Origin of the sequence: Massilia norwichensis (assembly GCF_024753245.1) — a bacterium.
In the GTDB taxonomy this organism is placed as follows: Bacteria; Pseudomonadota; Gammaproteobacteria; order Burkholderiales; family Burkholderiaceae_D; genus Telluria; species Telluria norwichensis.
Genome location: NZ_JANUGX010000014.1, coordinates 50,514 through 72,175, shown reverse-complemented (window position 1 = coordinate 72,175; position 21,662 = coordinate 50,514). Strand labels below are relative to the sequence as shown.

General features: G+C 67.5%; 18 protein-coding genes and 8 tRNA genes. 15 read left to right on the top strand and 11 right to left on the bottom strand.

What is annotated here, in order from left to right; genetic code table 11:
- Nucleotides 1–59 precede the first annotated feature (59 nt).
- The 10 genes from gltX (at nucleotide 60) to NX782_RS13250 (ending at nucleotide 4,288) form a co-directional block, all read left to right on the top strand.
- The gene (gene gltX / locus NX782_RS13295; RefSeq protein ID WP_258845941.1) at nucleotides 60–1,451 is read left to right on the top strand and encodes a glutamate--tRNA ligase; all 1,392 of its coding nucleotides are present in this window, start codon (nucleotides 60–62) and stop codon (nucleotides 1,449–1,451) included.
- A 66-nt stretch (nucleotides 1,452–1,517) separates the two neighbouring features.
- Nucleotides 1,518–1,593: transfer RNA gene (locus NX782_RS13290), tRNA-Ala, on the top strand.
- A 32-nt stretch (nucleotides 1,594–1,625) separates the two neighbouring features.
- Nucleotides 1,626–1,701 (top strand) — tRNA-Glu (locus NX782_RS13285).
- A gap of 129 nt (nucleotides 1,702–1,830) precedes the next feature.
- Nucleotides 1,831–1,906: transfer RNA gene (locus NX782_RS13280), tRNA-Ala, on the top strand.
- Between the two features lie 33 nt (nucleotides 1,907–1,939).
- Nucleotides 1,940–2,015: transfer RNA gene (locus tag NX782_RS13275), tRNA-Glu, on the top strand.
- A gap of 79 nt (nucleotides 2,016–2,094) precedes the next feature.
- Nucleotides 2,095–2,170: transfer RNA gene (locus NX782_RS13270), tRNA-Glu, on the top strand.
- Nucleotides 2,171–2,237: 67 nt separating this feature from the next.
- Nucleotides 2,238–2,313 (top strand) — tRNA-Ala (locus NX782_RS13265).
- Nucleotides 2,314–2,337: 24 nt separating this feature from the next.
- A tRNA-Glu gene (locus tag NX782_RS13260) sits at nucleotides 2,338–2,413 on the top strand.
- Between the two features lie 85 nt (nucleotides 2,414–2,498).
- Nucleotides 2,499–3,647, top strand: coding sequence for an elongation factor P maturation arginine rhamnosyltransferase EarP (gene earP, locus NX782_RS13255; protein WP_258845940.1), 1,149 nt, complete (start codon nucleotides 2,499–2,501; stop codon nucleotides 3,645–3,647).
- A gap of 65 nt (nucleotides 3,648–3,712) precedes the next feature.
- Complete coding sequence (locus NX782_RS13250; RefSeq protein WP_258845939.1) at nucleotides 3,713–4,288, top strand: elongation factor P; 576 nt, start codon at nucleotides 3,713–3,715, stop codon at nucleotides 4,286–4,288.
- Nucleotides 4,289–4,350: 62 nt separating this feature from the next.
- Here NX782_RS13250 and NX782_RS13245 read toward each other — a convergent pair whose 3' ends face one another.
- Nucleotides 4,351–4,956, bottom strand: coding sequence for a TetR/AcrR family transcriptional regulator (locus NX782_RS13245; protein ID WP_258845938.1), 606 nt, complete (start codon nucleotides 4,954–4,956; stop codon nucleotides 4,351–4,353).
- Between the two features lie 74 nt (nucleotides 4,957–5,030).
- Here NX782_RS13245 and NX782_RS13240 point away from each other — a divergent pair, with 74 nt between their 5' ends.
- Together NX782_RS13240 and NX782_RS13235 are read left to right on the top strand one after the other, a co-directional pair.
- Complete coding sequence (locus NX782_RS13240) at nucleotides 5,031–5,222, top strand: hypothetical protein (protein WP_258845937.1); 192 nt, start codon at nucleotides 5,031–5,033, stop codon at nucleotides 5,220–5,222.
- Nucleotides 5,223–5,299: 77 nt separating this feature from the next.
- Entirely contained in the window at nucleotides 5,300–6,910 is a 1,611-nt protein-coding gene (locus tag NX782_RS13235; protein WP_258845936.1) for an amidase, read from the top strand.
- A 30-nt stretch (nucleotides 6,911–6,940) separates the two neighbouring features.
- Here NX782_RS13235 and NX782_RS13230 read toward each other — a convergent pair whose 3' ends face one another.
- Nucleotides 6,941–8,248 (bottom strand): GMC family oxidoreductase N-terminal domain-containing protein, encoded by a 1,308-nt coding sequence (locus tag NX782_RS13230; protein ID WP_258845935.1) that lies wholly within the window; start codon nucleotides 8,246–8,248, stop codon nucleotides 6,941–6,943.
- Between the two features lie 212 nt (nucleotides 8,249–8,460).
- Here NX782_RS13230 and NX782_RS13225 point away from each other — a divergent pair, with 212 nt between their 5' ends.
- Entirely contained in the window at nucleotides 8,461–8,868 is a 408-nt protein-coding gene (locus NX782_RS13225; protein WP_258845934.1) for a GNAT family N-acetyltransferase, read from the top strand.
- A 22-nt stretch (nucleotides 8,869–8,890) separates the two neighbouring features.
- Here NX782_RS13225 and NX782_RS13220 read toward each other — a convergent pair whose 3' ends face one another.
- The 9 genes from NX782_RS13220 to NX782_RS13180 all read right to left on the bottom strand — a co-directional run bounded on the left by NX782_RS13220 (nucleotide 8,891) and on the right by NX782_RS13180 (nucleotide 19,383).
- A complete protein-coding gene (locus tag NX782_RS13220; protein WP_258845933.1) occupies nucleotides 8,891–9,412 on the bottom strand; it encodes a TssQ family T6SS-associated lipoprotein in 522 nt (173 codons plus the stop codon).
- Nucleotides 9,413–9,444: 32 nt separating this feature from the next.
- A complete protein-coding gene (locus NX782_RS13215; protein ID WP_258845932.1) occupies nucleotides 9,445–10,689 on the bottom strand; it encodes a serine/threonine-protein kinase in 1,245 nt (414 codons plus the stop codon).
- Between the two features lie 119 nt (nucleotides 10,690–10,808).
- Entirely contained in the window at nucleotides 10,809–12,218 is a 1,410-nt protein-coding gene (gene dbpA / locus NX782_RS13210; protein ID WP_258845931.1) for an ATP-dependent RNA helicase DbpA, read from the bottom strand.
- Between the two features lie 151 nt (nucleotides 12,219–12,369).
- The gene (locus NX782_RS13205; RefSeq protein ID WP_258845930.1) at nucleotides 12,370–12,609 is read right to left on the bottom strand and encodes a hypothetical protein; all 240 of its coding nucleotides are present in this window, start codon (nucleotides 12,607–12,609) and stop codon (nucleotides 12,370–12,372) included.
- Nucleotides 12,610–12,684: 75 nt separating this feature from the next.
- Nucleotides 12,685–12,761 (bottom strand) — tRNA-Met (locus tag NX782_RS13200).
- 51 nt (nucleotides 12,762–12,812) lie between these two features.
- Nucleotides 12,813–13,967 (bottom strand): methyltransferase, encoded by a 1,155-nt coding sequence (locus NX782_RS13195; protein WP_258845929.1) that lies wholly within the window; start codon nucleotides 13,965–13,967, stop codon nucleotides 12,813–12,815.
- Between the two features lie 13 nt (nucleotides 13,968–13,980).
- Nucleotides 13,981–14,193, bottom strand: coding sequence for a hypothetical protein (locus NX782_RS13190; RefSeq protein WP_258845928.1), 213 nt, complete (start codon nucleotides 14,191–14,193; stop codon nucleotides 13,981–13,983).
- 139 nt (nucleotides 14,194–14,332) lie between these two features.
- Nucleotides 14,333–18,127, bottom strand: coding sequence for an AAA family ATPase (locus NX782_RS13185; RefSeq protein WP_258845927.1), 3,795 nt, complete (start codon nucleotides 18,125–18,127; stop codon nucleotides 14,333–14,335).
- Complete coding sequence (locus NX782_RS13180; RefSeq protein ID WP_258845926.1) at nucleotides 18,124–19,383, bottom strand: exonuclease SbcCD subunit D C-terminal domain-containing protein; 1,260 nt, start codon at nucleotides 19,381–19,383, stop codon at nucleotides 18,124–18,126. Before NX782_RS13180 ends, NX782_RS13185 begins: the two co-directional genes overlap by 4 nt.
- 120 nt (nucleotides 19,384–19,503) lie before the next feature.
- Between NX782_RS13180 and NX782_RS13175 the strand changes: the two genes are divergently transcribed.
- Together NX782_RS13175 and NX782_RS13170 are read left to right on the top strand one after the other, a co-directional pair.
- Nucleotides 19,504–20,739 (top strand): winged helix-turn-helix domain-containing protein, encoded by a 1,236-nt coding sequence (locus tag NX782_RS13175; RefSeq protein ID WP_258845925.1) that lies wholly within the window; start codon nucleotides 19,504–19,506, stop codon nucleotides 20,737–20,739.
- Between the two features lie 234 nt (nucleotides 20,740–20,973).
- Nucleotides 20,974–21,612 (top strand): hemerythrin domain-containing protein, encoded by a 639-nt coding sequence (locus tag NX782_RS13170; protein ID WP_258845924.1) that lies wholly within the window; start codon nucleotides 20,974–20,976, stop codon nucleotides 21,610–21,612.
- Nucleotides 21,613–21,662 lie beyond the last annotated feature (50 nt).

Genomic DNA, 21,662 nt, shown 5'->3' with positions numbered 1-21,662 from the left:
AAGTGACAAGCCTGTAAAATAGCCGCCTTGGTATATCACTCCATTTCTATATAACACCCATGACTGTCCGTACCCGTTTTGCTCCCAGCCCGACCGGCTATCTCCACCTCGGCGGCGCCCGCACCGCGCTGTATTCCTGGGCCTACGCCCGCCACTTTGGCGGCACCTTCATCCTGCGCATCGAAGATACCGACCTGGAGCGCTCGACCCCGGAAGCGGTGCAGGCGATCCTGGACGGCATGAAGTGGCTGGGCCTGGAGCACGACGAAGGCCCGTTCTACCAGATGCAGCGCATGGACCGCTACCGCGAAGTCATCAAGAGCATGCTGGAAGCCGGTACTGCTTACCTGTGCTATTGCACGCCGGAAGAAGTCGAAGCGATGCGCGAACGCATGCGCGCTCTAGGGGAGAAGCCGCGCTACGATGGCACCTGGCGCCCGGAAGAGGGCAAGCAGCTCCCGCCGGTGCCGGAAGGGGTCAAGCCGGTGGTGCGCTTCAAGAACCCGCTCGACGGCGAAGTCACCTGGACCGATGTGGTCAAAGGCCCGATCACGATCGGCAACAAGGAACTCGATGACCTGATCATCGCCCGCGGCGACGGTACCCCGACCTACAACTTCTGTGTCGCGGTCGACGACTGGGACATGAAGATCACCCACGTGCTGCGCGGCGACGACCACGTGAACAACACGCCACGCCAGATCAACATCCTGCGTGCGCTGGGCGCCGAACTGCCGCAGTACGGCCACCTGCCGATGATCCTGGGCCCGGATGGACAGAAACTGTCGAAGCGCCACGGCGCCGTCAGCGTGATGCAGTACCCGGAGCAGGGCTTCCTGCCGGAGGCGATGCTGAACTACCTGGCGCGCCTGGGCTGGAGCCACGGCGACGACGAGATCTTCTCGATGGCGCAGTTCACCGAGTGGTTCAACCTGGAGCACCTGACCGCGTCGGCGGCCCAGTTCAATCCCGAAAAGCTCGCCTGGCTGAACAACCACTATATCAAGCAGTCGGACAACGAGCGCCTGGCCGGCCTGGCGCGTCCGATCATGGAGCGCGAAGGCGCGCAGTTCGAGGGCGCGCCGCCGCTCGCCGCAGTGCTGGGCCTCATGAAGGAACGCACCAACACCATCAACGAACTGGCCGATGCGGCGATGCTGTTCTTCCGCACGCCGAATCCGGATGCTGCGCTGCTGGCCCAGCACCTGACCGATGCCGTGCGTCCGGCGCTGGCGCAGTTCGCGGAGAAGCTGCAGACCGTGGAATGGAGCAAGCCGGCGCTGTCCGCCGCCATGAAGGAAGTGCTGGCAGCGAATGGCCTGAAGATGCCGCAGCTGGCGATGCCGCTGCGCCTGCTGGTGACCGGCCAGCTGCAGACCCCCGCCATCGACGCCGTGCTGGAACTGTTCGGCCGCGAGACCGTGCTGGCGCGCATTCAGAAAGGTCTGTAAACGACCCTCGTTGGCTATTTGCGAAATGCAAGACCCTCCGCTATAATGCTCGCACTTCAGCGCTGCGGGGGTATAGCTCAGCTGGGAGAGCGCTTGCATGGCATGCAAGAGGTCAGCGGTTCGATCCCGCTTACCTCCACCAACTCTGAAGTAGAAGCAGTAAAGCAGTCCAGGGTCCCCATCGTCTAGAGGCCTAGGACATCACCCTTTCACGGTGAGTACCGGGGTTCGAATCCCCGTGGGGACGCCAAGAATTCAGAGGGGTCAGAGCCCACCCGAGTAAACCGGGATCTGACCCCTGGAATAGGTAGTACCAGCGTTGTGAAAACGATGCTGTTAGAAGTAAAAGCAGTATGTTATGATACTGTCTTCCCGAAACGGGGGTATAGCTCAGCTGGGAGAGCGCTTGCATGGCATGCAAGAGGTCAGCGGTTCGATCCCGCTTACCTCCACCAAGTTTCGAGGGAGTCGTTTTATAGCAGTCCAGGGTCCCCATCGTCTAGAGGCCTAGGACATCACCCTTTCACGGTGAGTACCGGGGTTCGAATCCCCGTGGGGACGCCAAGAATTACGATGTTGCCCACCCAGCAGGGCGCCATCGAGGCAGTAAATGTAGTACATAAGGTAGTAAAAACAGTTTTAGGTCCCCATCGTCTAGAGGCCTAGGACATCACCCTTTCACGGTGAGTACCGGGGTTCGAATCCCCGTGGGGACGCCAGCATTGCAAGGAGCCGCCTTGAGCGGCTCTTTTATTGAGTGCAGCAGCAATCGGGCTGCACGAATTGGGGGGTATAGCTCAGCTGGGAGAGCGCTTGCATGGCATGCAAGAGGTCAGCGGTTCGATCCCGCTTACCTCCACCAAGTTTTAGCAGTAAAGAGTTTTAGGTCCCCATCGTCTAGAGGCCTAGGACATCACCCTTTCACGGTGAGTACCGGGGTTCGAATCCCCGTGGGGACGCCAGTCAAAAAACCGGAGCAGACCGCCCGCGCATGCGGAAAGGTGCTCCGGTTTTTCTATTTGGTCGTACCATTCTTTTCAAACGATCATGTCCCTCGAATTCCCCCGCACCCTTGCGATCTTTTGCAAAGTCGTCGACAACTACGGCGACATCGGCATCTGCTGGCGCCTGGCGCGCCAATTCCACAGCGAGCACGGGATCGCGGTGACGCTGTGGGTCGACGACCTGGCGAGTTTCCGCCGCATCTGGCCGGCCGTCGATACGCAGGCTGCGCTGCAGGACATCGGCGGCATCGCCGTGCGCCACTGGCCCGACAACGAAGGCGCATTCGCGCCGGCCGATATTCCGGATGTGGTGATCGAGTTTTTCGGCGTCGACATCCCGCCTGGCTATATCGAAGCGATGGCCCAATGCGAGCCGCGTCCGGTCTGGCTCAATTACGAAGGCTTGAGCGCCGAGGAATGGGTCGAAGGCTGCCACAGCCTGCCGTCCATGCACCCGCGCCTGAAACTGACCAAGCATTTCTTCTTCCCGGGATTCACGGATAAAACCGGCGGCCTGCTGCGCGAGCGCGGCCTGGTCGAAGAGCGCGAACGTTTCCAGGCCGACCCCGCGGCGATGGCGGCTTTCCTCGGACGTTTCGGCGTCGGCGCGGAGGAGATGCATTCGCTGAAGGTCAGCCTGTTCTGCTATCCGCACGCGCCGGTGGCGGAGCTGTTCCAGGTGTGGCAGCAGGGCAGCACTAAAGTGACTTGCCTGGTGCCGGAAGGCGTGGCGCGCGAGCAGGTGCGGGCCTTCATCGGCGCCGAGCCGAACGCGGGCGCCGCCGCAACACAGGGCGCGCTGACGCTCAGGGTGATTCCCTTCATGCCGCAGACCGACTATGATCGCCTGCTCTGGGCCTGCGACTTCAATGTCGTGCGCGGCGAGGACTCCTGGGTCCGCGCGCAATGGGCAGCCCGTCCTTTCCTCTGGCACATCTATCCGCAAGATGAAAACTTGCATCATGTTAAACTCCGCGCGTTCCTGCAGAAGTATGCGGTGAATGTGCAGGCCCTGGTCGACTTTTCGCTGCGCTGGAACGATGCGCGGGAAGGACACATGGACGCGCTCTGGCCGTCCCTGCAAGCCGAATTGCCAACGATGACGCGCCGCGCCCGGGAGTGGGAAACGCAGATGTTGGCAAATGGCGATTTGGTGAGCAATCTGCTGAGTTTCGTCCGGTCGCTTCGGTAGGCGGCGGAAAAATAACATGGTATGATGCTCGGTTACAGCAACTCATTTTTTGGTTAATAATTCCTATGAAACCCGCTAAAGAAATCCGTGTTGGCAACATCATTATGGTCGATGCCAAGCCCTTCATCGTGCTGCGTTCCGACGTCAACGGCTCGAGCCGCACGGGCTTCACCTACAAGTGGAAGATGAAGAATCTTCTGACCAACGCACCGCTGGAAAACGTGTTCCGCGGCGACGACAAGTTCGACGTGGTCGTGCTGGACAAGAAGCCGGTGACCTACTCGTACTTCGCCGATCCGCTGTACGTCTTCATGGACGAAGAGTACAACCAGTACGAAATCGAAGAAGAGAACCTGGGCGACGCCATCAACTACCTGAAAGACGGTATGGAATGCGAAGCCGTGTTCTACGACGGCAAGGCCATCTCGGTCGAACTGCCGATCACCATCGCACGTCAAGTCATCTACACCGAGCCGGCCGTCAAGGGCAACACCTCGGGTAACGTGATGAAAGAAGCGAAGCTGGAAAACGCCATCGAGTCGAAGCAGTTCACCATCCAGGTGCCGCTGTTCGTCAACCAGGACGACGTCATCGAAATCGACACCCGTACCGCCGAGTACAAGAAAGTCGTGCGTAACTAATTCCTTGGTATCGCTGAACGAAAAAACGCTGCCTCGGCAGCGTTTTTTTTTGCCTGCGCCGTTCAATTCCGGCAGCGCAGGCCATCCACCAACAGGCCCACCATCCTGCGCGTCAGCGCCGGATCCTCGTCCGGATTCGCCTTGCACAGCGTGGCCGCCGCGCGCAGCAGTTCATCGGCCGAGAAGCCGGGCCGGATCGCGTTTTTCTCGACCGCCGATTGCAGCAGCGACGCCAGGGCAGGGCGCAGGCGCGCATAAAAATAATCCGGCAGCGCCGCATAGGCCGCATCGCCCGACTGCAGCGCGTGGGATAAGCCGCGCTTGGTCAGAATGAAATCCGCGTAACGCTGCATCCAGCGCGCCAGCGCTTCGCCGGGTTCGTGCTCGGCGGCGAGCGTCGCCGCGGCGTCCGCGCAGTCGTCGATCTGCGATTTCATCACCGCGACGATCAAATCGGCACGCTGCGGGAAATGGCGGTAGACCGTCCCGACGCCGACGCCGGCACGCTCGGCGATCGCACGCACCGGCGCATCGACGCCCGATTGCGCAAACACTTCCATCGCCGCCTCCAGCAGAGCGCGCAGATTGCGCTGGGCGTCGACACGCTTGCTGCGCGGCTGATCGTCCGCGCCTTTTACCACTTCTTCCTGGTTCGACTTCGTATCCATAAAAAATATCTATTAAACGGAACAACGTTCTGGTTATAATTCGGAATCGTGTTCCGCTTTAAGGGGATGATACCATGAACAAACCGCAAGTCTGCATGTTCTGCCGTTACCGGAAAAGCCGTGCCCTCGATGCCGAGGCCTGCTGTGCCGCCGCCGAACTGGCGCGCCCGGCAAAAGAAGGCGTGGACCATCCGATGCAAGGCATGGCGCGCGGGATGCCGGAACGCCTGCGCGCACCGAATCTGCCGCAATACCGTCCGCGCTAAGGGCGCCGCCACAAGCATGCGTGTCACATGGGCAACTTAACTGCTATGCTCATGCATTATCTGACACGGAGGATTGTATGAAACGCAGGGATTTCGTTCGGCTTGGCGTGGGTGCGGGTGTGGCGGCAGGCGCGGCGGCCGGGATGGCGCAGGTGGCCAGCGCCGCCACATCGAAAAACGCGGCAGGTTCCAGTATCCTGGACGCCGGCGTCCAGGAGCAGCAGGCGCAGATGGCGGCCGGCAAGCTGAGTTCGAAGTCCCTGGTGCGGCAATACCTGGCGCGCATCGCCGCCATCGACAAGGCCGGCCCGCGCATCAATGCCGTGATCGAACTGAACCCGGACGCCGTCGCCATCGCCGAAGAACGCGACCGCGAACGCAAGGCGGGCAAGCTGCGCGGTCCGCTGCACGGCATTCCGGTCCTGATCAAGGACAACATCGCTACCGCCGACAAGATGAGCACCACCGCCGGCTCGCTGGCCCTGGCCGGCGTCCGTGCCGGCAAGGATGCCTTCGTCGCGCAAAAGCTGCGCGAGGCGGGCGTCATCATCCTCGGCAAGACTAACCTGTCCGAGTGGGCCAATATGCGCTCGACGCATTCGGTCAGCGGCTGGAGCGGCCGCGGCGGCCAGACCCGCAATCCGTATGCGCTGGACCGCAACACCAGCGGCTCCAGTGCCGGTTCCGGTGCGGCGGCGGCAGCCAGCCTGGCAACCCTGACCATCGGCACCGAAACCGACGGCTCGATCGTCTCGCCCTCGTCGACCTGCGGCATCGTCGGCATCAAGCCGACCCTGGGCCTGGTCAGCCGCAGCGGCATCATCCCGATCGCGCATTCGCAGGACACGGCCGGTCCGATGACGCGCAGCGTGGCCGATGCGGCCCTGCTGCTGGGTGCGATCGCCGGCGTCGATGCCGACGATGCGGCAACCAGGGACGCCCAGGGCAAGGCCACGGATTATGCGGCGGCGCTGCGCACCGACGGCCTCAAGGGCAAGCGCATCGGCGTGGCCCGCAACTTCTTCGGCAGCAGCCCGGCCATCGACGCCCTCATCGAAAAAGAGCTGGCGGTCCTGAAGGCGCAGGGCGCGACTCTGGTCGACGTGGAGGTGCCGAACGTCGACAAGTACGGCGACAGCGAACTCGAAGTGCTGCTGGCCGAGTTCCGCCCGGACCTGGAAGCCTGGCTGCGCGACTACGCGCCGCATGCACCGGTCAAGAGCATGGCCGACATCATCGCCTTCAACGAGAAGAACGCCGGCCGCGAGCTGCAGCACTTCGGCCAGGAGCACCTGGTCGCGGCCCAAAAGAAGCCGGGCCTGGACGACAAGACCTACCGCGAGGCGCTGGCCAACAACCACCGCTATGCGCGCGAAGAGGGCATCGACAAGGTCCTGAAAGACGAAAAGCTGGACGCGCTGGTCGCGCCGACCGGCGGCACCGCCTGGCTGACCGATTACATCAACGGCGATCATTACGGCGGCAGCTTTTCCTCGCCGGCCGCGGTGGCGGGTTACCCGCACATCACGGTGCCGGCCGGCTATGTGGCCGGCCTGCCGGTCGGGATCTCCTTCGTCGGCACCGCCTGGACCGAGGCGAGCCTGATCGGCATGGCCTACGCCTACGAGCAGGCCAGCCGGCGGCGCCGCGCACCGGGCTTCCCTGCGAGCGTCAACGTCAAGGCCTGAGCCTTGCGCCGCCTGCGCGCGGCGCTCTCCTCAAGCGGTCGTCGCGCTCGGTGATTCGCTCAGCGCTTTGCCGAGGCGCTTGCCCAGCGCGAGCAGGGTGAGCGTCGGCGGCAGGCCCCAGGGTTCCGGAATCACCGAGGCGTCGCAGACGTACAGGCCTGGCGTCGGCGTGGCCAGCCCGGCATCGACCTGCTCGCCGATGCGCAGGCTGCCGCCGGGATGGGCCGCGAAGTGGTGGCTGGCGAAGATGTGATGGGCGCCGGCGCGCTCGAGGATGCTGCGCGCGATCGCGATGCCCTTGTCGAATTTTTCGCGGTCGGCCGGCTGCAGGGTCTTGTCGACCCAGCGCGGGCCGATGCGCCCGCCGATCCCGTCGCGGATCTTGACCATGATGCTGAGCGTGCGGCGATGCGCCAGCAGGCGGTCGACGCGCCCGGCCTGCAGCGCGAAGCCCTGGTGCATGGCCTGCGGCAGGGTCAGGTCGGCCAGCGCGATGCCGTCCGCATGCCAGCTGGCGCCGGCCGCCATCGGCACCTCGGCGCCGCCGTCGATATCGTCGACGCTGCCCATCACCGCCACCACCGGATCGCTGAAGAAGGCCGCCGGCCTGTCCATCAAGCCGGAGGCGCGCAGCAGGCGCGGACTGCCGATGCCGCCTGCGGCCAGCACCACGCGGCCGGCGCGGATGCGCTGCGTTGCGCCATCGATCGCCGCTTCCACCCCGCACGCGCGGCCATCCTCGACCAGTACCCGTGTCACGCGCGCACCGGTGCGCAAGTGCGCGCCATGGCGCAGCGCCTCGTCGACGAAATCGCGCGCCGTCCATTTCGCGCCATACGGGCAGCCGGTGACGCAGCGCCAGCAGCCGCTGCGGCAGGCTTGTGGCCGGATCAGCTTGTCGAGCTTGGCCCAGGGCAGGGCCAGTTCGCGCGCCGCTTCCATGATGCGGGTTGCCATCGGACCGACCAGATTGTCCGGCAATGGCGCCATCGGCAGTTCGGCGCGCAGTTCGGCCAGTGCCGGCGCGAGGTCGATGCCGTGGGCGGCGAACATGGCCGCAGGCGGGGGCGCCGCGGTGGCGAAGTTGATGGTCGAGGTGCCGCCCAGCGTGAGTGCGCGCACCAGCAGGGAGGCGTCGCGGTGGACGAAGGCGCCCTTGCCGGGCACTGCGGCCATGCCCGCCATCTGGACCAGGCTGCCGCGCAAGGGCTGACCGCCGCCCTGTTCCAGCAGCGCGACCCTGGCGCCGTGCATGGCCAGTTCCCGCGCCACGCTGGCGCCGCCGGGACCGGTGCCGACCACGATTGCGTCGAATGTAGAGTGCGGAGATTTGGACATGCGGCATGCTAACACCGCGGCCCGTGCCGGGGCAGCGATGTAACCGCCTATTGTAAATACCAGGATACAACTAGAAACATTTGCTTACAAATGGTTTGCTAGTTTTACAAACGCAGTGGCGTCACCAATGGACGCTCGGACTATGCTTGGGAATAGTTCACAAAAATTCTCCAATGCAAACTTCTTTGTCCTTCCATGTCCTGAGTGCGCCTTTGTCCGAGAAAGTCCTGCTGGCTTTCCGCAAGAATGCCGGCTGGGACAACCGCGATACCTCTGCGCTGGGCGCGAGCGGCCAATGGGGCGGCCAGGCCCGCTGGGTCACGGTCGAGTCCGGGAAGAAGCGGGTCGCCATCGCCCGCCTGGAATTGGCGCCGCCGCAATTTTGTTTCGTATCCGACCTGATCGTCCTGCGCGAGCACCGCGGCCGCGGCGTCGGCGAATGGTTGATGCAGCAGATCGAACGGCATTGCATCGACCTGGGCATCCCGCGCGTGCTGCTGCAGCCGATGGCGGACAACCGCGCCTTCTACGAGAAACTCGACTTCGTCGCCGACCCGCTGGTGGCCGGCTTCCTCAAGAAGGACATCCGCCCGCTGCAGCGCCGGCTCTTGCCCTTCTGAACAGGCAAGCCGGGCCGGCGCCTCAGCGCTGGCCGGCGGCCTGCTTGGCCTTGGTGAAGACCGGGCCCCACAGCGGGTGGCCGTGTTCGCCGGGCGCCAGGTCGAAGGAGGGATCGAGGCGCAGGGCGCGGTCGAAGGCCTGGCGGCAGGGTGCCGGACGCGAGGTCACGCAATAACTGAAGGCCTGGTACTTCAACGCCATCAGGCGCGTGGCCAGCGGACCGTTGTTGACGTCGCGCGCCGAGAGGCGCCGGATCGCGCCATTGAAATCGCCCTCGTTGTACAGGCGGATGCCTTCGCGCAGGCCGCTTTCCTTCTGGTTGTCGGGGACGCCGTCGCCATCGCGGTCGCGTGCGCGGCTGGCTGCCTCGCGCGGCGGCGAGGCATCGCGCTCGGCCGCCGGCGTGGCGCGCGGTGCCGAGACTTTCGGATGCGAGGGCGAGCGCGGCGCCTTCTGGTCGAAGATCGGGAACTCGGCGCAGCCGCCGAGGAAGAGGGTGCCGCCAAGGGCAAGGGCAAGAAGGTGAAGTCGCTGCTTGGTCATGGATGTCGGCGGGCTCGCTTTGCTGGTGGTTCTCATCGCGGCTCGTCGCTGAAGTCGACGGCGATCTGGCCGCCGCCGGCACTGGTGTCGACTTCGAGCACGCGGTCGTGGAAATTCGGATTGGCGATGCGGATCGTGTGCCGGCCCGGGGGCAGCACGAGGCGCTTGACCGGCGGGCTGACGCCGCGGTCGACACCGTCGACGTAGACCACGCCCCAGGGCTGGATCTGCAGGCGGTAGGTGGCCGATGCGGCCGGTCCCGCGGCGTTCGGCCTGGCCGCTGCTCCTGTTCCTGCTCCCGCTGCTGGCGGCGGCAGGTTCTGGGCTGCCATCGCGGGGGCGTCGGACTGCGGTTGCGCGGTGGGCGGCATGGCGGCGTCCGGCGACTGTGCGGCAGTTTGGCCGGTGCCGTCCTGGGCCGCCGCAGGTGGCGGCGGTACGGAGGCGGCGTCGTTGTGCGCCTGCTCGCCGGACTGGGGCAGGGTCAGTACGATGTGGTCGTAGGAGCCCGAGTCGCGCAGCTCGGCGAACAGGGCCAGCGCGACTGCCAGCAGCAGCGCGCCGCCGCCGCCGGCGAGGGCCCAGCGCTGCCAGCGCGTCAGGCCGCCCGCAAGACGCGGCCTGGTGCTGTCCGCTTCGCGCAGGAAGGAGGGCAGCGGATCGGCTGCCGACATGATCTTGAGGTCCGGCCCGGTGGCCGCGAACGGCGCGTCCAGCGGCACCGCGACGGGCGCCGTCGCGGGCATCGTCATGGCGGGCGTGGCGGGCGCATCCAGCGCGGCGTCGGGCGGCAGGATCGCCGGTGCGACCGGGCCGAGCGAGACGATGCCGAGGATGTGGCGCAGCTCGTCGATGGTGCGCGGACGCTCGGCGGGATCGCTGGCCATGCAGCGGTCGACGGCGGTGATCAGGGACTCGCTGTAGCCTTCCAGCCGGCGCCCGTGCAGCGGGCCTTCCGGCGCCAGTTCGCGCGTGATCGCAAAATGCACGAGCCGCGCCAGCGCCGTGAGGTCGCCCGCTTCGTCGGCTTCCTTGTCGTCGACCGCGGTCGGCAGCAGCAGGGGTTCGCCGTTGTCGTGGAAGACCACCGTATCCGGCGTGATCGCGCGGTGCGGCATGCGCATGGCGTACTGCAGTTCGAGCGACTGCAGGAGCTGGCGGAAAATCTTGCGGCACCAGACCTCGTTGACCTGCGCGGGATCGTGCTCGACGATGTCCCTGACGGTGCGGCCTTCGAGGTGCTGCTGCTCGGGTCCGGTAGTAAGTGTGCTGGTCATTTTGCTAACCTGTATTTGTAGCAAATCATGCCAGAATTACAGGGCGGGCGCCCTGTAGTGCACTCAACCGTGCGCGCCTGTTACGCGCTGTTACAACTCAGCAGTATCGGGCCGCCGCGTCACACGTCGATGAAGCGCATCTTGAAGTTGCGGCCCTTGACGGTGCCGAACTCCGGGCCCAGCGGATTGCCGCCGTTCAGGCGCTCGAGGGCCTGTTCGGCAACCCGGCGGTCCAGCGCCACATAGCTGAAGAATTCGCCGATCTGGATCTTGCCGACCTGGTCCTTGTGCAGGCCGGCGTCGCCGGTCAGGGCGCCCAGCAGGTCGCCGGGGCGCAGCTTGTCCTTCTTGCCGCCGGCGATGGCGAGGGTCAGCATGGCCGCCGGTTCGCCCGGGTGGATCTCCTCGCCGAGTTCGGTCAGCGGCTGCCACTCGGCTTCGGTCTGCTGGTATTCCTCGATCAGCTTGACCCACTTTTTCTCGTTCGGCGCGACCAGGGTCAGCGCCTGGCCGGACTCGCCGGCACGGCCGGTACGGCCGATGCGGTGCACGTGCACTTCCGGATCCTTCGAGACGTCGACGTTGATGACGGCTTCCATGCCGGCCACGTCGATGCCGCGCGCGGCGACGTCGGTGGCGCACAGCACCGTGCAACTGCGGTTGGCGAACAGGGCCAGGGTTTCGTCGCGGTCGCGCTGCTCCATCTCGCCGTACAGCGCGCGCGCCGACCATCCCTGCGCGCGCAGGTAGTCGGCCAGCTCGCGGCAGCGCGCCTTGGTATTGCAGAACAGGATCGCGGAGGCCGGCTGGTAGTGGGCCAGAAGGCGCGCCGCCGCCTCGAAGCGGTTCTCGAAGCCGATCTCGAAGAAAGACTGGGCGATGCGGGTCGGCTCGTGGCGGGTCTCGACCGCGACTTCTTCCGGATTGTTGAGGAAGCGCCCGGTGGCTTCGCGGATGTCGTCCGGGTAGGTGGCCGAGAACAGCAGGGTCTGGCGGTGCGACGGGCATTCGCGCACGATGGCCGCGATCTCGTCGTAGAAGCCCATGTCGGTCATGCGGTCGGCCTCGTCCAGCACCAGGGTGCGCAGGCGCGCCAGCTCGAGGGTGCGCTTGCCCAGGTGATCCTGGATGCGGCCCGGCGTGCCGACCACGATGTGGGCGCCGAATTCCAGCGAGGCGATCTGCGGGCGCATCGGCATGCCGCCGGTGAGCACGACGATTTTCACGTTGCCGATGCCGCGCGCCAGGCGCCGCAGTTCGTTCGCGACCTGGTCGGCCAGTTCGCGCGTCGGGCACAGCACCATGCCCTGCACCGCGAACAGCGCCGGGTTCAGGCGCAGCAGCATGCCGATGCCGAAAGCGGCGGTCTTGCCGCTGCCGGTCTTCGCCTGCGCGATCAGGTCGCGTCCGCCCAGCGCCAGCGGCAGGGTGGCGGCCTGCACCGGGGTCATCTCGTGGTAGCCGAGCTGGGTGAGGTTGGCGAGGAAGGGGGCGGGGAGCTGGAGGGAGGCGAAGGAGGTGTCGGACATGGTGTGCCGTGGCGATTTAATTTGGAGGGTTACCGTACGCACGTCATTCCCGCGGAGGCGGGAATCCAGGTTCTGCATGCGTTATCGAAATGCGTGCAAACTGGATTCCCGCCTGCGCGGGAATGACGGCATTCAGGCTGACGGGTACAGCTTACGCCGCCGGCTTCCAGACCGGCAAGCCGGTCAAGTCCAGATCGGGATCCGACTTCCACACCGGCAGGCCGGTGGCGTCGGTCTCGTCGAGATTCAGCAGCGGGATCTGTTCCTGCTTGATGGTGCTGCGGCGGGTGCGCTGGGCAGGGCGCTTCGGTTCGGAAGCAACGATCTCGACCAGTTCTCCCGGCTCGAAGCCCGGCAGGTCGAAGGTGGCGTTGTCTTTCTTGTCTCTCATGCGCTGCGCTGGCCCAGAAAACAAAAGCCCGGCTCAAGATTGGGCTTGAGATTCGGGCTTCTGTCGTACAGTATTTGGTTGCGGGGACAGGATTTGAACCTGTGACCTTCGGGTTATGAGCCCGACGAGCTGCCAGACTGCTCCACCCCGCGTCTGAGAACGCTATTGTATCGCTTCCTGGCCTGAAGTGCAAATCAGGCTACTCAGCCGGCGATTTTGAGACGCCACAGCGAAGTGACCTCCGCCATGCGCGCCGCCGCCAGCGGATCGTCCGCGTCGCTGGCCTTCGGGTGCACCGGGCGGATGTCGTGGCTGCCCGCCACTTCGAGGCCGGCAGCGGCGATCCAGCCCAGCAGCTGTTCGCGCGAGCGCAGGCCCAGGTGCTCGGCCAGGTCGGACAGGATCAGCCAGCCTTCGCCGCCGTCGAGCAGATGTTCCTTCAAGCCGACCAGGAAACCGCGCAGCATGCGGCTGTCCGGATCGTAGATGGCGTATTCGATCGCGGAGCTCGGTTTGCCCGGCAGCCAGGGCGGATTGCACACCACCAGATTGGCGCGGCCCTGCGGGAACAGGTCGGCCTTGACGATCTCTACCTGGCCCTGCAAGCCCAGGCGCTCGACGTTGGCGCGTGCGCAGCCCAGCGCGCGCTCGTCCATGTCGGTAGCGATCACGCCCTGCATGCCGCGATGCGCCAGCACCGCCGACAGCACGCCGGTACCGGCGCCGATGTCGAAGGCCACGCCCGCCGTCGCGCCCGGGGGCAGGGGCGCCTGCGCGACCAGCTCCACGTACTCGCCGCGCACCGGCGAGAACACGCCGTACCAGGGGTGGATGCGCTCGTCCAGCGCCGGGATGAAGACACCCTTGCGGCGCCATTCGTGGGCGCCGATCACGCCCAGCAGTTCGCGCAGCGAGGCCACAAAAGGCTCGCTGCCGGGACCATACGCCTCGGCACAGGCTTCACGCACCTCGGGCGCGCGGCGCAGCGGGATCGTGTAGTCGGCCTCGAAGGGGATTAGCAGCATGGCGAGGGTGCGGGCACGCTGCAGCTGGGCCAGGCGATGGCGGTGGAACTGTTCGGTGAGCGTCGCCGCTTTGGCCGGGGCTTTGGCACGCTTGTTGCGGGCGCCTTTGTGCTCGATCCGGCGCACCAGCGCCTGCAGCAGCTGGCGCGCGTTCTGGAAGTCGCCGCGCCACAGCAGGGCGGTGCCGTCCAGCGCAAGGCGGTAGGCGGCATCGGCGTTCATGGTGTCGTCGGCCAGCACGACCTTTTTCGGCGCCGGCCAGCCGCTTTCGGAGCGCCACAGCGCCGTCCGCTCTTCGCCGTTCTCGATCCAGTGGATGCGGGAGGTAGTCACGAAGGGCGCCCGATCAATGGTGGTGGTGCCAGTGGAGCTCGTTCGACTCGACGTAGGACTTCACGGCCTCCGGATTGCCGGTGGCATGGCGCTTGATCTCGCCGCATTCGCAGATGCCCTGGTAGGGCTGGATGTGCGAGCAGGCCGAGACTTTCTGCAGGGTGACCTTGACCGGCTTGGCGCACTTGGCGCACTTGAAGGTCAGGAAGCGGGCGGGTTTGTTCATCGGGATTCAGAAAGAGTTGTTAAGCGTGAGACCGTCATTCCCGCGCAGGCGGGAATCCAGGCTCGGTCAGCGTGATGCGAACAAACTTGGGTTCCCGCCTGCGCGGGAACGACGAGTGAAGGGCGCATTTTAGCACCGCTCACTGCACGGTGATTGCGCTGCTGCCCCCGCCGGCCGGCCGCACCAGCACCTTGGTCGAGATCCGCTCCGTCATCTCCTGCACGTGCGAGATCACGCCCACCTTGCGGCCCAGCGACTGCAGCGCGTCCAGCGCATCCATGGCCACGCCCAGGGTATCGCTGTCCAGGCTGCCGAAGCCCTCGTCGATGAACAGCGACTCGACCTTGACCCGGTTCGACGACAGCGAGGCCAGGCCCAGCGCCAGCGCCAGCGAGACCAGGAAGGATTCGCCGCCGGACAGCGAGTTCACCGAGCGGATCTCGCCGCCCATGTCCTGGTCGCGCACCATCAGCGCCAGCGAGGGGCCGGCCTGGCTGGCGACGCGCTCCAGACGGTAGCGGCGCGCCAGCTGGGCCAGGTGGATGTTGGCGTAGCCGAGCAGGACGTCGAGCGTGAATTGCTGGGCGTAGTTGCGGAACTTCTTGCCGTCGGCGGAACCGATCAGTTCCGCCATCCTGGCCCAGCGTTCTTCGATCGCGCGCTGGCGTTCGATCTCGTCCATCATCGCGCTGGCCCGTTCGCGCCGCTGCGTGTCCTCGCGGATGCGCAGGGCCAGGCCGGCGGCCGTCTCGTGCACCGTGCGGCGTTCGGCTTGCACGCTGTCGAGCAGGCGCGCGAGGATATCCGCGTCCAGCGGCGTGTCGGCATGCGCCGCATCGCCTTCCGCGGCGATCGCCGGCAGCGCTGCTTGCCGGGCTTGATGCTGCTGGCGCTGCTCGCGCCGTTCGGCCAGCACCGCGCCGGCCTGGCGCGCGCGCCCATCCAGTTCCAGCAGCGCCTCGCGTTCCTGGGCGATGCGGGCGGCGCCCACTGCCAGCAGGCTGGCGAGCTGCTGCTCGTTCTCGACCGGCTCCAGATCCGGGTCGCTGCCGGCGAAATCCTCGATCCACTGCGCCAGGCGCGTGGCGGCATCCGCGGAGGCGCCCTGCAGGTCGGCGATACGTTTCATGGCCTCGGCCTGGGCGGCGCGCACGCGCGCTTCCAGCTGGGCCGACTGCAGGCTGGCGGCCTGGCAGCTGGCCACCGACTGGCGCGCGGCGCTCACCGCGGCAGCCAGCGCCTGCTCGACCTCGACCGCCTTGCGGCCCTCGAACAGCAGCGCGCGTTCTGCGCGGCGTTCGCGCAGCTCGGCGTCGATGCGCGCGAATTCGCCCGCCGTCGCATCGCGCTGGCGCAGCGCCTGCTGCACGCGTTCGTCCAGCGCGGCCTGGCCGGCGGACAGGGTGGCGATGCTGTTCGCCAGGCGCGCCTGCAGCTCGGACTTTGCCAGCCATTCGCGGGCCTGGGCCGCACGCGCGGCGCGCCAGCCGCCAGGGTCGCGCTGCCAGGCGGACTGCCAGCCGTCGCCGCAGGCCTCGCTCAGCACCGGGTCGAGTTCGGCCAGCAGCGCGGACAGGCTGGCCGCCGCGGCCTCGCGCCGCGCCGTCAGTCCGGCGATGTCGGCATCGAGTTTTGCCAGCTGGCCCTGGGCCAGTTGCGCGGCCTGCAGCAGGCGCGCGTGCTCGGCGTTGGTCTGGTCCCAGGCCTGCTGGGCGGCGTCGCGCGCCAGCCGGGCGCGGCCCAGGCCCTGGTCGCGGGCGTCGAGCGCATCGAGGTCGGCGCGCAGGCGCGCGGCCTGGCCGGCGAACCAGGCCTGGCGCCCGGCTTCCGCCGGGGCTTCCGATGCCAGTTCGCTGTTCTGCCATTCGTCTTCCAGCTCGGCGACGTCCGCCGCCAGGCCCGCGCGTTCGCGGCCGAGCTGCGCCAGCTTCTCGCCGGCAGCGTCGAAGGCGGCGCGCTGCTCGGCCTGCAGGTTCAGGTTGTCGCGCTGCTCGCGGCGGCGCGCCGCCAGTTCCTCGGCCAGGTTCGCCAGCACCGCGTGCAGGCGCTCGTCCTGATGGCGGTAGGGATGGTCTCCGGCGCCGCACACCGGGCACGGGTCGCCGTCGACCAGGGTCGCGCGCAGGCTTTCGACGCCGTCGGCGCAAGCCAGCTGGGCGCCCTTGAGCAGGCGCTCGGCCTGGGCCACCTGGGCGTCCAGCGCGATGCCGGCGGCGCGCGCGGCCTCCAGCGCTTCCTGGGCGGCGCTGCGGGCACGCTCGGTTTGCTGCGCGCCGGCGTCGAGCTCGGCCAGGCGCTGGCGGGCATTGCGGATCACGTTCCAGGCCTGCTCCAGCGCGGCCAGGCGCTCGCGGCGTGCGTCCAGCTGGCGGCGTTCGTCGCGCAGCAGGTCGGAGTCGATCGCGGCGAGGGCCTCGACGGCGGCCTGGCGCGCCGCCTCGCGCGTGGCCAGCAGGCCGGTGGCGGATTCCAGGGCCACCGCGGTGCGCTGGGCGGCATGCTCGGCCTGCGCGGCGCCGGCTTGGGCGTCGACCAGCGCGGCCGCGGACTGGCGGTCCAGGCGCGCGGCTTCCTCGGCCTGCGCCAGGCGCTGTTCCCAGCGGTTCCACTGGCCGGCCAGGCCTTCCAGTGCGCGCTGGCCGTCCAGCCAGGCGGCGGTGGTTTGCAGCGACTCGCGCGCGGCCGCCAGTTCGCGCGCCTTGGCCTGCTGCTGCGCCTCGGCCTGGGATGCTTCCGCGGCCGCTTCGTCGCGCGCCGTACGGGCTTTTGCGTGCGCCGGCAGCAGCGTGTCCAGCGTCGCATCCAGAAGCTTGGCGCGGTCCAGTTGCGGCGCCGCGGCGCGCTGGGCATCCTCGGCGGCTTCCAGTTTGCGCTCGGCTTCCATCTGGCCGCGCAGCGCTTCCTGCTGGGCCGCCAGCGCGCGCGCCAGCTCCTGTTCGCCGGCCGCCAGCTGCGACTGGACCTGGCGCTGCTCGTCGGCCAGGCGCGCCAGGTCGGCCATCAGCGGCCGCGCCGGCTGCACGGCATCGAGCGTGCCCAGGCGCCGCCGCCGTTCGCCGGCCGCTTGCAGCTCGGCGTTGGCGGCGCCGAGCGCGCCCTCGGCGGCGGTTTCCGCGGCCTGCAGGCGCGCCAGCTCCTGGTGCCAGCGCAGGCGCTCCTCGAGTGCGGCGCGGCGCGTGTCCACCGCCGCCAGTTGCGCGTTGGCCTGTTCGAGCTGCTGTTCCAGGCCTTCGCGCTCGGCTGGCGCGAGCGGCGCATGGTCCTGCAGGCGCGCCGTCAGGCGCCGCATCGCCTCCTGCTCCTGGCGCCAGCGCTCGAAGGCGCGGCGCGAGATCGCGCTGTAGACGGCGCTGCCGGTCAGGGTCTCGAGCAGCTCGCCGCGCTCGTTCTCGTCGGTGCGCAGGAAGGCCGAGAACTCGTTCTGGGCCAGCAGCACCGAGCGCGTGAACTGTTCGAAGGACAGGCCGATGCGGCGTTCGATCTCGCCCAGCACCTCGGTCTTGGTGGCGCCGATCGGCTGGCCTTCCGGCAGGCGCTGCAGGCTCATGGTCACCGGCTGCAGCGCGCCGGCGGCGCGGTTGCGCGAGCGGCGCACGCTCCAGCGCGCACGGTAGCGGCCTTCGTCGTTGCCGACGAAATCGACTTCCGCATAGGCCTCGGCGGTGCCGCGCCGCAGCAGGGTGCGGCGGTCCTGCACCGACAGCACGTCTTCGCCGACGTCGGGCAGGTAGTTGCCGGTGCGTTTCTTGTCCAGGCGCGGGGTCTCGTCGTACAGGGCCAGGCACAGGGCGTCGAGCAGGGTGCTCTTGCCGGCGCCGGTCGGGCCGCTGATCGCGAACAGGCCGGAGGAGGCCAGCGGCTCCCGTTCGAAGTCGACCTCGAACTCGCCGGCCAGCGAAGCCAGGTTCTTGCCGCCGATGCGCAGGATCTTCATGCCAGCCCCCGCTCGTCGGCCATCAGCAGTTCCGCAAACGCCGCCAGCTGGTCGGCCGGTGCGTCATCGCCGAAGCGCTGCTGCCACAGGCGGCGGAAGATGTCGTCGGGCTGCAGCTGGGCCAACTGGTCCAGGCTCAGGGCCGGTTCGAAGCCGGGCGCGGCGATCACCTTGCGGGTCGGTTCGATCTTCGCCAGGCGCACCGGCTTGCCTTCCAGTGCCGCCTCGACCTGGGCGCGCAGGCTGGGCTCGGGGCCGTCCAGCAGCACGCGCACTTCCAGGTAGGGCTGCTCGTGCAGCGGGGCGTCCGGCAGGTCCAGGCCCACCAGTTCGGCGATCACCTGGGGCAAGGGCGCCGGCTGGCTCGGCACACGCAGCAGCTCGACCGCGCGCGGCACCTGCAGCGGGACGATCTCGCGCGCCTTGTCGCCGTCCAGGTCGATGCGCAGCACCTGGTGCTGGTAATTGATCTCGGCGAAGGACAGCGGGATCGGGCTGCCGCAATAGCGCAGGTGCTCCTGCTTGCCGACCTTCTGCGCCAGGTGCAGGTGGCCCAGCGCGGCGTAGGCGATGCCCGGATCGAACATCGATGCCGGCAGCGCCTCGGTACCGCCGATCAGGATGCGGCGCTCGGAATCCGGCGAGGAATCGCCGCCCACCATGTGGCAATGGCCCATCGCCAGGATCGCTTCGCCCTTCGTCGCCCGCGAGCGCGCCAGCGCATAGGCTTGCTGGTAGAGCAGGGCGATGCCGGACAGGTAGGCGTCGATCGCGGCATTGTCAGGCCCGCTGTCGGCATCGACGCGCGGCACGTCGCCGGGACGCAGGAAGGGGATCGCCACGCACCAGGCTTTCACGCTGCCGTCGCGGCCGGTCAGCGGCACCACCATGCGTTCGAGGTCGATCTGGCCATCGCCGTTCCTCGTCACGTGGCCGACCACCCGGGTGCCATGGGCTTCGAGCAGCGGCCCCGGCGCCTCCAGGCGGCCCGGCGAATCGTGGTTGCCGGCGACGATCACGATGTCCAGCTGCGGCGACTGCGCGCGCGCCTGTTGCAGGAAACGGTAGAGCTGGCGCTGCGAGGCCGCCGACGGGTTCGAGTTGTCGAAGATGTCGCCGGCGATCAGCAGGGCGTCGACCTGCTCGGCCACGATGGTCTCCAGTAGCCAGTCGAGGAAGCGCTGGTGTTCGTGGGTCCGGTCGAAGTTGTGCAGGGTCTGGCCGAGGTGCCAGTCGGAGGTGTGCAGCAGCCGCATGGGTTTCTTACAGGAAGGTGTGGAGGAGCCAGGGCGCTCACTATATCGCAGACCGTCGGCGCCTGACAAAAGTTCTTGGACAGATGAGCAAGCTGACAATAGCTCCAATAGAATGCACGAATGAGCGAACTCACCATCAGCTTGAACGCCGCGCGCGCCCTGCATCTGGCCGCCCAGGGCATGCTACAGCCGCGCCGCGCCCGCGCCACCAAAGCGGACGTGCTGGCCGCCATCCGTCGCATGGGCGTCTTGCAGATCGATACCATCAGCGTGGTCGCGCGCAGCCCCTACCTGGTGCTGTGGAGCCGGCTCGGCGACTACGATCCAACCTGGTTGGAGCAACTGCTGGCCGAGGGCAGGCTGTTCGAATACTGGGCGCACGAAGCCTGCTTCATCCCGGCCGAGGATTACGGCCTGTACCGCCACCGCATGCTGGACCCGGACTCGATGGGCTGGAAGTCGGGCGCGTCGTGGATGAAGGGGCATGCCGAACAGGTCGAGCGGGTGCTCGAACACATCCGCACGAACGGCCCGACACGGGCGGCGGACTTCGAGCGCACGGACGGCAAGAGCGGCGGCTGGTGGGAATGGAAACCCGAGAAGCGTTCGCTCGAGGCGCTGTTCACGGCGGGCAAAGTGATGGTGGCGCGGCGCCAGAATTTCCACCGCGTCTACGACCTGGCCGAACGCGTGCTGCCCGGCTGGGACGACAGCCAGGCCCCGGCGCTGGAAGAGGTCCGCCGCGCGTTCGTGCTGCGCGCGGTGAAGGCGCTCGGGCTGGCCAAGGCAAACTGGATCCCGGACTACCACCGCACCCGACCGCCGCACCTGGCGCCGCAGGCGCTGGCCGACGAAGGCCTGCTGCTGCGCGCCCGCGTCGAAGGCTGGAAGGAGCCGGGGTTCGTGCACCCTGAGCACGCCGCGCTGCTGGCGCAGACGGTGGAGGGGCGCCTGAATCCGACCGTGAGCACGCTGCTGTCGCCTTTCGACCCCATCGTCTGGGACCGCCGCCGCGCGCTGGAGCTGTTCGGCTTCGATTACCGGCTGGAGTGCTACACGCCGGCCGAGAAACGGCAGTACGGCTATTTCACGTTGCCGGTGCTGCGCCGCGGACAACTGATCGGACGGATAGACGCCAAGGCCCATCGCGCCGCCGGGGTGTTCGAACTGAAATCGCTTGTGTTCGAGCTCGGCGTGCGCGTCGGCGAGCGCCTGCTGCGCGATCTCGCCGCCGCCGTCACACGCTGCGCGCGCTGGCATGGCTGCCCGACGGTCGCGCTGACGCGCACCGATCCCGAGGGCGTGGCGACGGCGCTGCGTGCCCTGTTTGCCACGCCGGAACAAGCTGCCGCCTGAGCGTTTTTCCGCCCGCCGGCGATGGGCGGGCGAGGGGTTGTGGTTTGTGCTAGATCAAACCTGGCCCGGGGCGCGATTCGTACACTAGACGCTCTTTCAGGCCGATGCAGAACTAAACACAGGGTTCATCCTCCCTTCAGGCCTGTTCAAAACAACGCCTCCCATTCAGGTCCCTGTCCCGACCATGCCGGTCAGGCAGACCTTTTTGTTGGCAAAAAACTGAGCGGAGACCGAATGCTGACGTCGACTTACACCCTCGTTGCCCTGTCCGTGGAACACACCGCCGTGCGTTCGGCGCTGCAGTCGCTGATGCGCGCGCTGCACGCGATCCCGGACGAAGACGGCCTGCTGCCGCCCGGCCAGGCGGCCGGCCTGTGTGCGGAACTGCGCCAGGTGGTGAGCGACTGCCACTGGCGCAAGCTGGACAAGTTCCTGGTGCCCGCGCTGCGCCGCGTGACCGGAGCCGCGGATGGCCTGCTGCGCGATCTCGAGCAGATCAGCCGGACCGCGGGCGAGGCGCTGGCCGCGGCCGAAGCCTGCGTCGATGCGGGCAGCCGCGGCGTCGACCGCGATGCCTTCGACGAAGCCGTCGAGCGCTGCATCGGCGCCCTGCGCTGCCGCCTGGAGCGCGAAGAGCACGAGCTGTTTCCGCTGGCGCGCAGTCTGGTGCACGGCGAAGCCTGGTTCGCGATCGCCAACCAGATGCTGGCGCACGACGCCGTCGCCCGCGAACGGCGTGGGGCAGGGCGGCAGCAGCGCGCCGCGCCGCCCGCGCCGCGTCATGCCTTCCACGAGCTGCACGGCCATGGGCCGGCCATCGATGCCGGGACGGATTTCGGCCGGCGCCATGGCATGCTGTCGCTGTTGCACTGAGGCTCACCGCAGCGCACCCAGGTACACGCGCCAGTCCGGTGGCGCGAGGC

Bases quoted from the DNA above. Each gene is read 5' to 3' on its own strand.
- NX782_RS13180 (WP_258845926.1), bottom strand. From the start codon at position 19,383: ATGCGGCTGCTGCACACCTCCGACTGGCACCTCGGCCAGACCCTGCAC.
- NX782_RS13250 (WP_258845939.1), top strand. From the start codon at position 3,713: ATGAAACCCGCTAAAGAAATCCGTGTTGGCAACATCATTATGGTCGAT.
- NX782_RS13245 (WP_258845938.1), bottom strand. From the start codon at position 4,956: ATGGATACGAAGTCGAACCAGGAAGAAGTGGTAAAAGGCGCGGACGAT.
- gltX (WP_258845941.1), top strand. From the start codon at position 60: ATGACTGTCCGTACCCGTTTTGCTCCCAGCCCGACCGGCTATCTCCAC.
- NX782_RS13220 (WP_258845933.1), bottom strand. From the start codon at position 9,412: ATGACCAAGCAGCGACTTCACCTTCTTGCCCTTGCCCTTGGCGGCACC.
- NX782_RS13215 (WP_258845932.1), bottom strand. From the start codon at position 10,689: ATGACCAGCACACTTACTACCGGACCCGAGCAGCAGCACCTCGAAGGC.
- NX782_RS13205 (WP_258845930.1), bottom strand. From the start codon at position 12,609: ATGAGAGACAAGAAAGACAACGCCACCTTCGACCTGCCGGGCTTCGAG.
- NX782_RS13170 (WP_258845924.1), top strand. From the start codon at position 20,974: ATGCTGACGTCGACTTACACCCTCGTTGCCCTGTCCGTGGAACACACC.
- dbpA (WP_258845931.1), bottom strand. From the start codon at position 12,218: ATGTCCGACACCTCCTTCGCCTCCCTCCAGCTCCCCGCCCCCTTCCTC.
- NX782_RS13230 (WP_258845935.1), bottom strand. From the start codon at position 8,248: ATGTCCAAATCTCCGCACTCTACATTCGACGCAATCGTGGTCGGCACC.
- NX782_RS13235 (WP_258845936.1), top strand. From the start codon at position 5,300: ATGAAACGCAGGGATTTCGTTCGGCTTGGCGTGGGTGCGGGTGTGGCG.
- earP (WP_258845940.1), top strand. From the start codon at position 2,499: ATGTCCCTCGAATTCCCCCGCACCCTTGCGATCTTTTGCAAAGTCGTC.
- NX782_RS13185 (WP_258845927.1), bottom strand. From the start codon at position 18,127: ATGAAGATCCTGCGCATCGGCGGCAAGAACCTGGCTTCGCTGGCCGGC.
- NX782_RS13175 (WP_258845925.1), top strand. From the start codon at position 19,504: ATGAGCGAACTCACCATCAGCTTGAACGCCGCGCGCGCCCTGCATCTG.
- NX782_RS13190 (WP_258845928.1), bottom strand. From the start codon at position 14,193: ATGAACAAACCCGCCCGCTTCCTGACCTTCAAGTGCGCCAAGTGCGCC.
- NX782_RS13240 (WP_258845937.1), top strand. From the start codon at position 5,031: ATGAACAAACCGCAAGTCTGCATGTTCTGCCGTTACCGGAAAAGCCGT.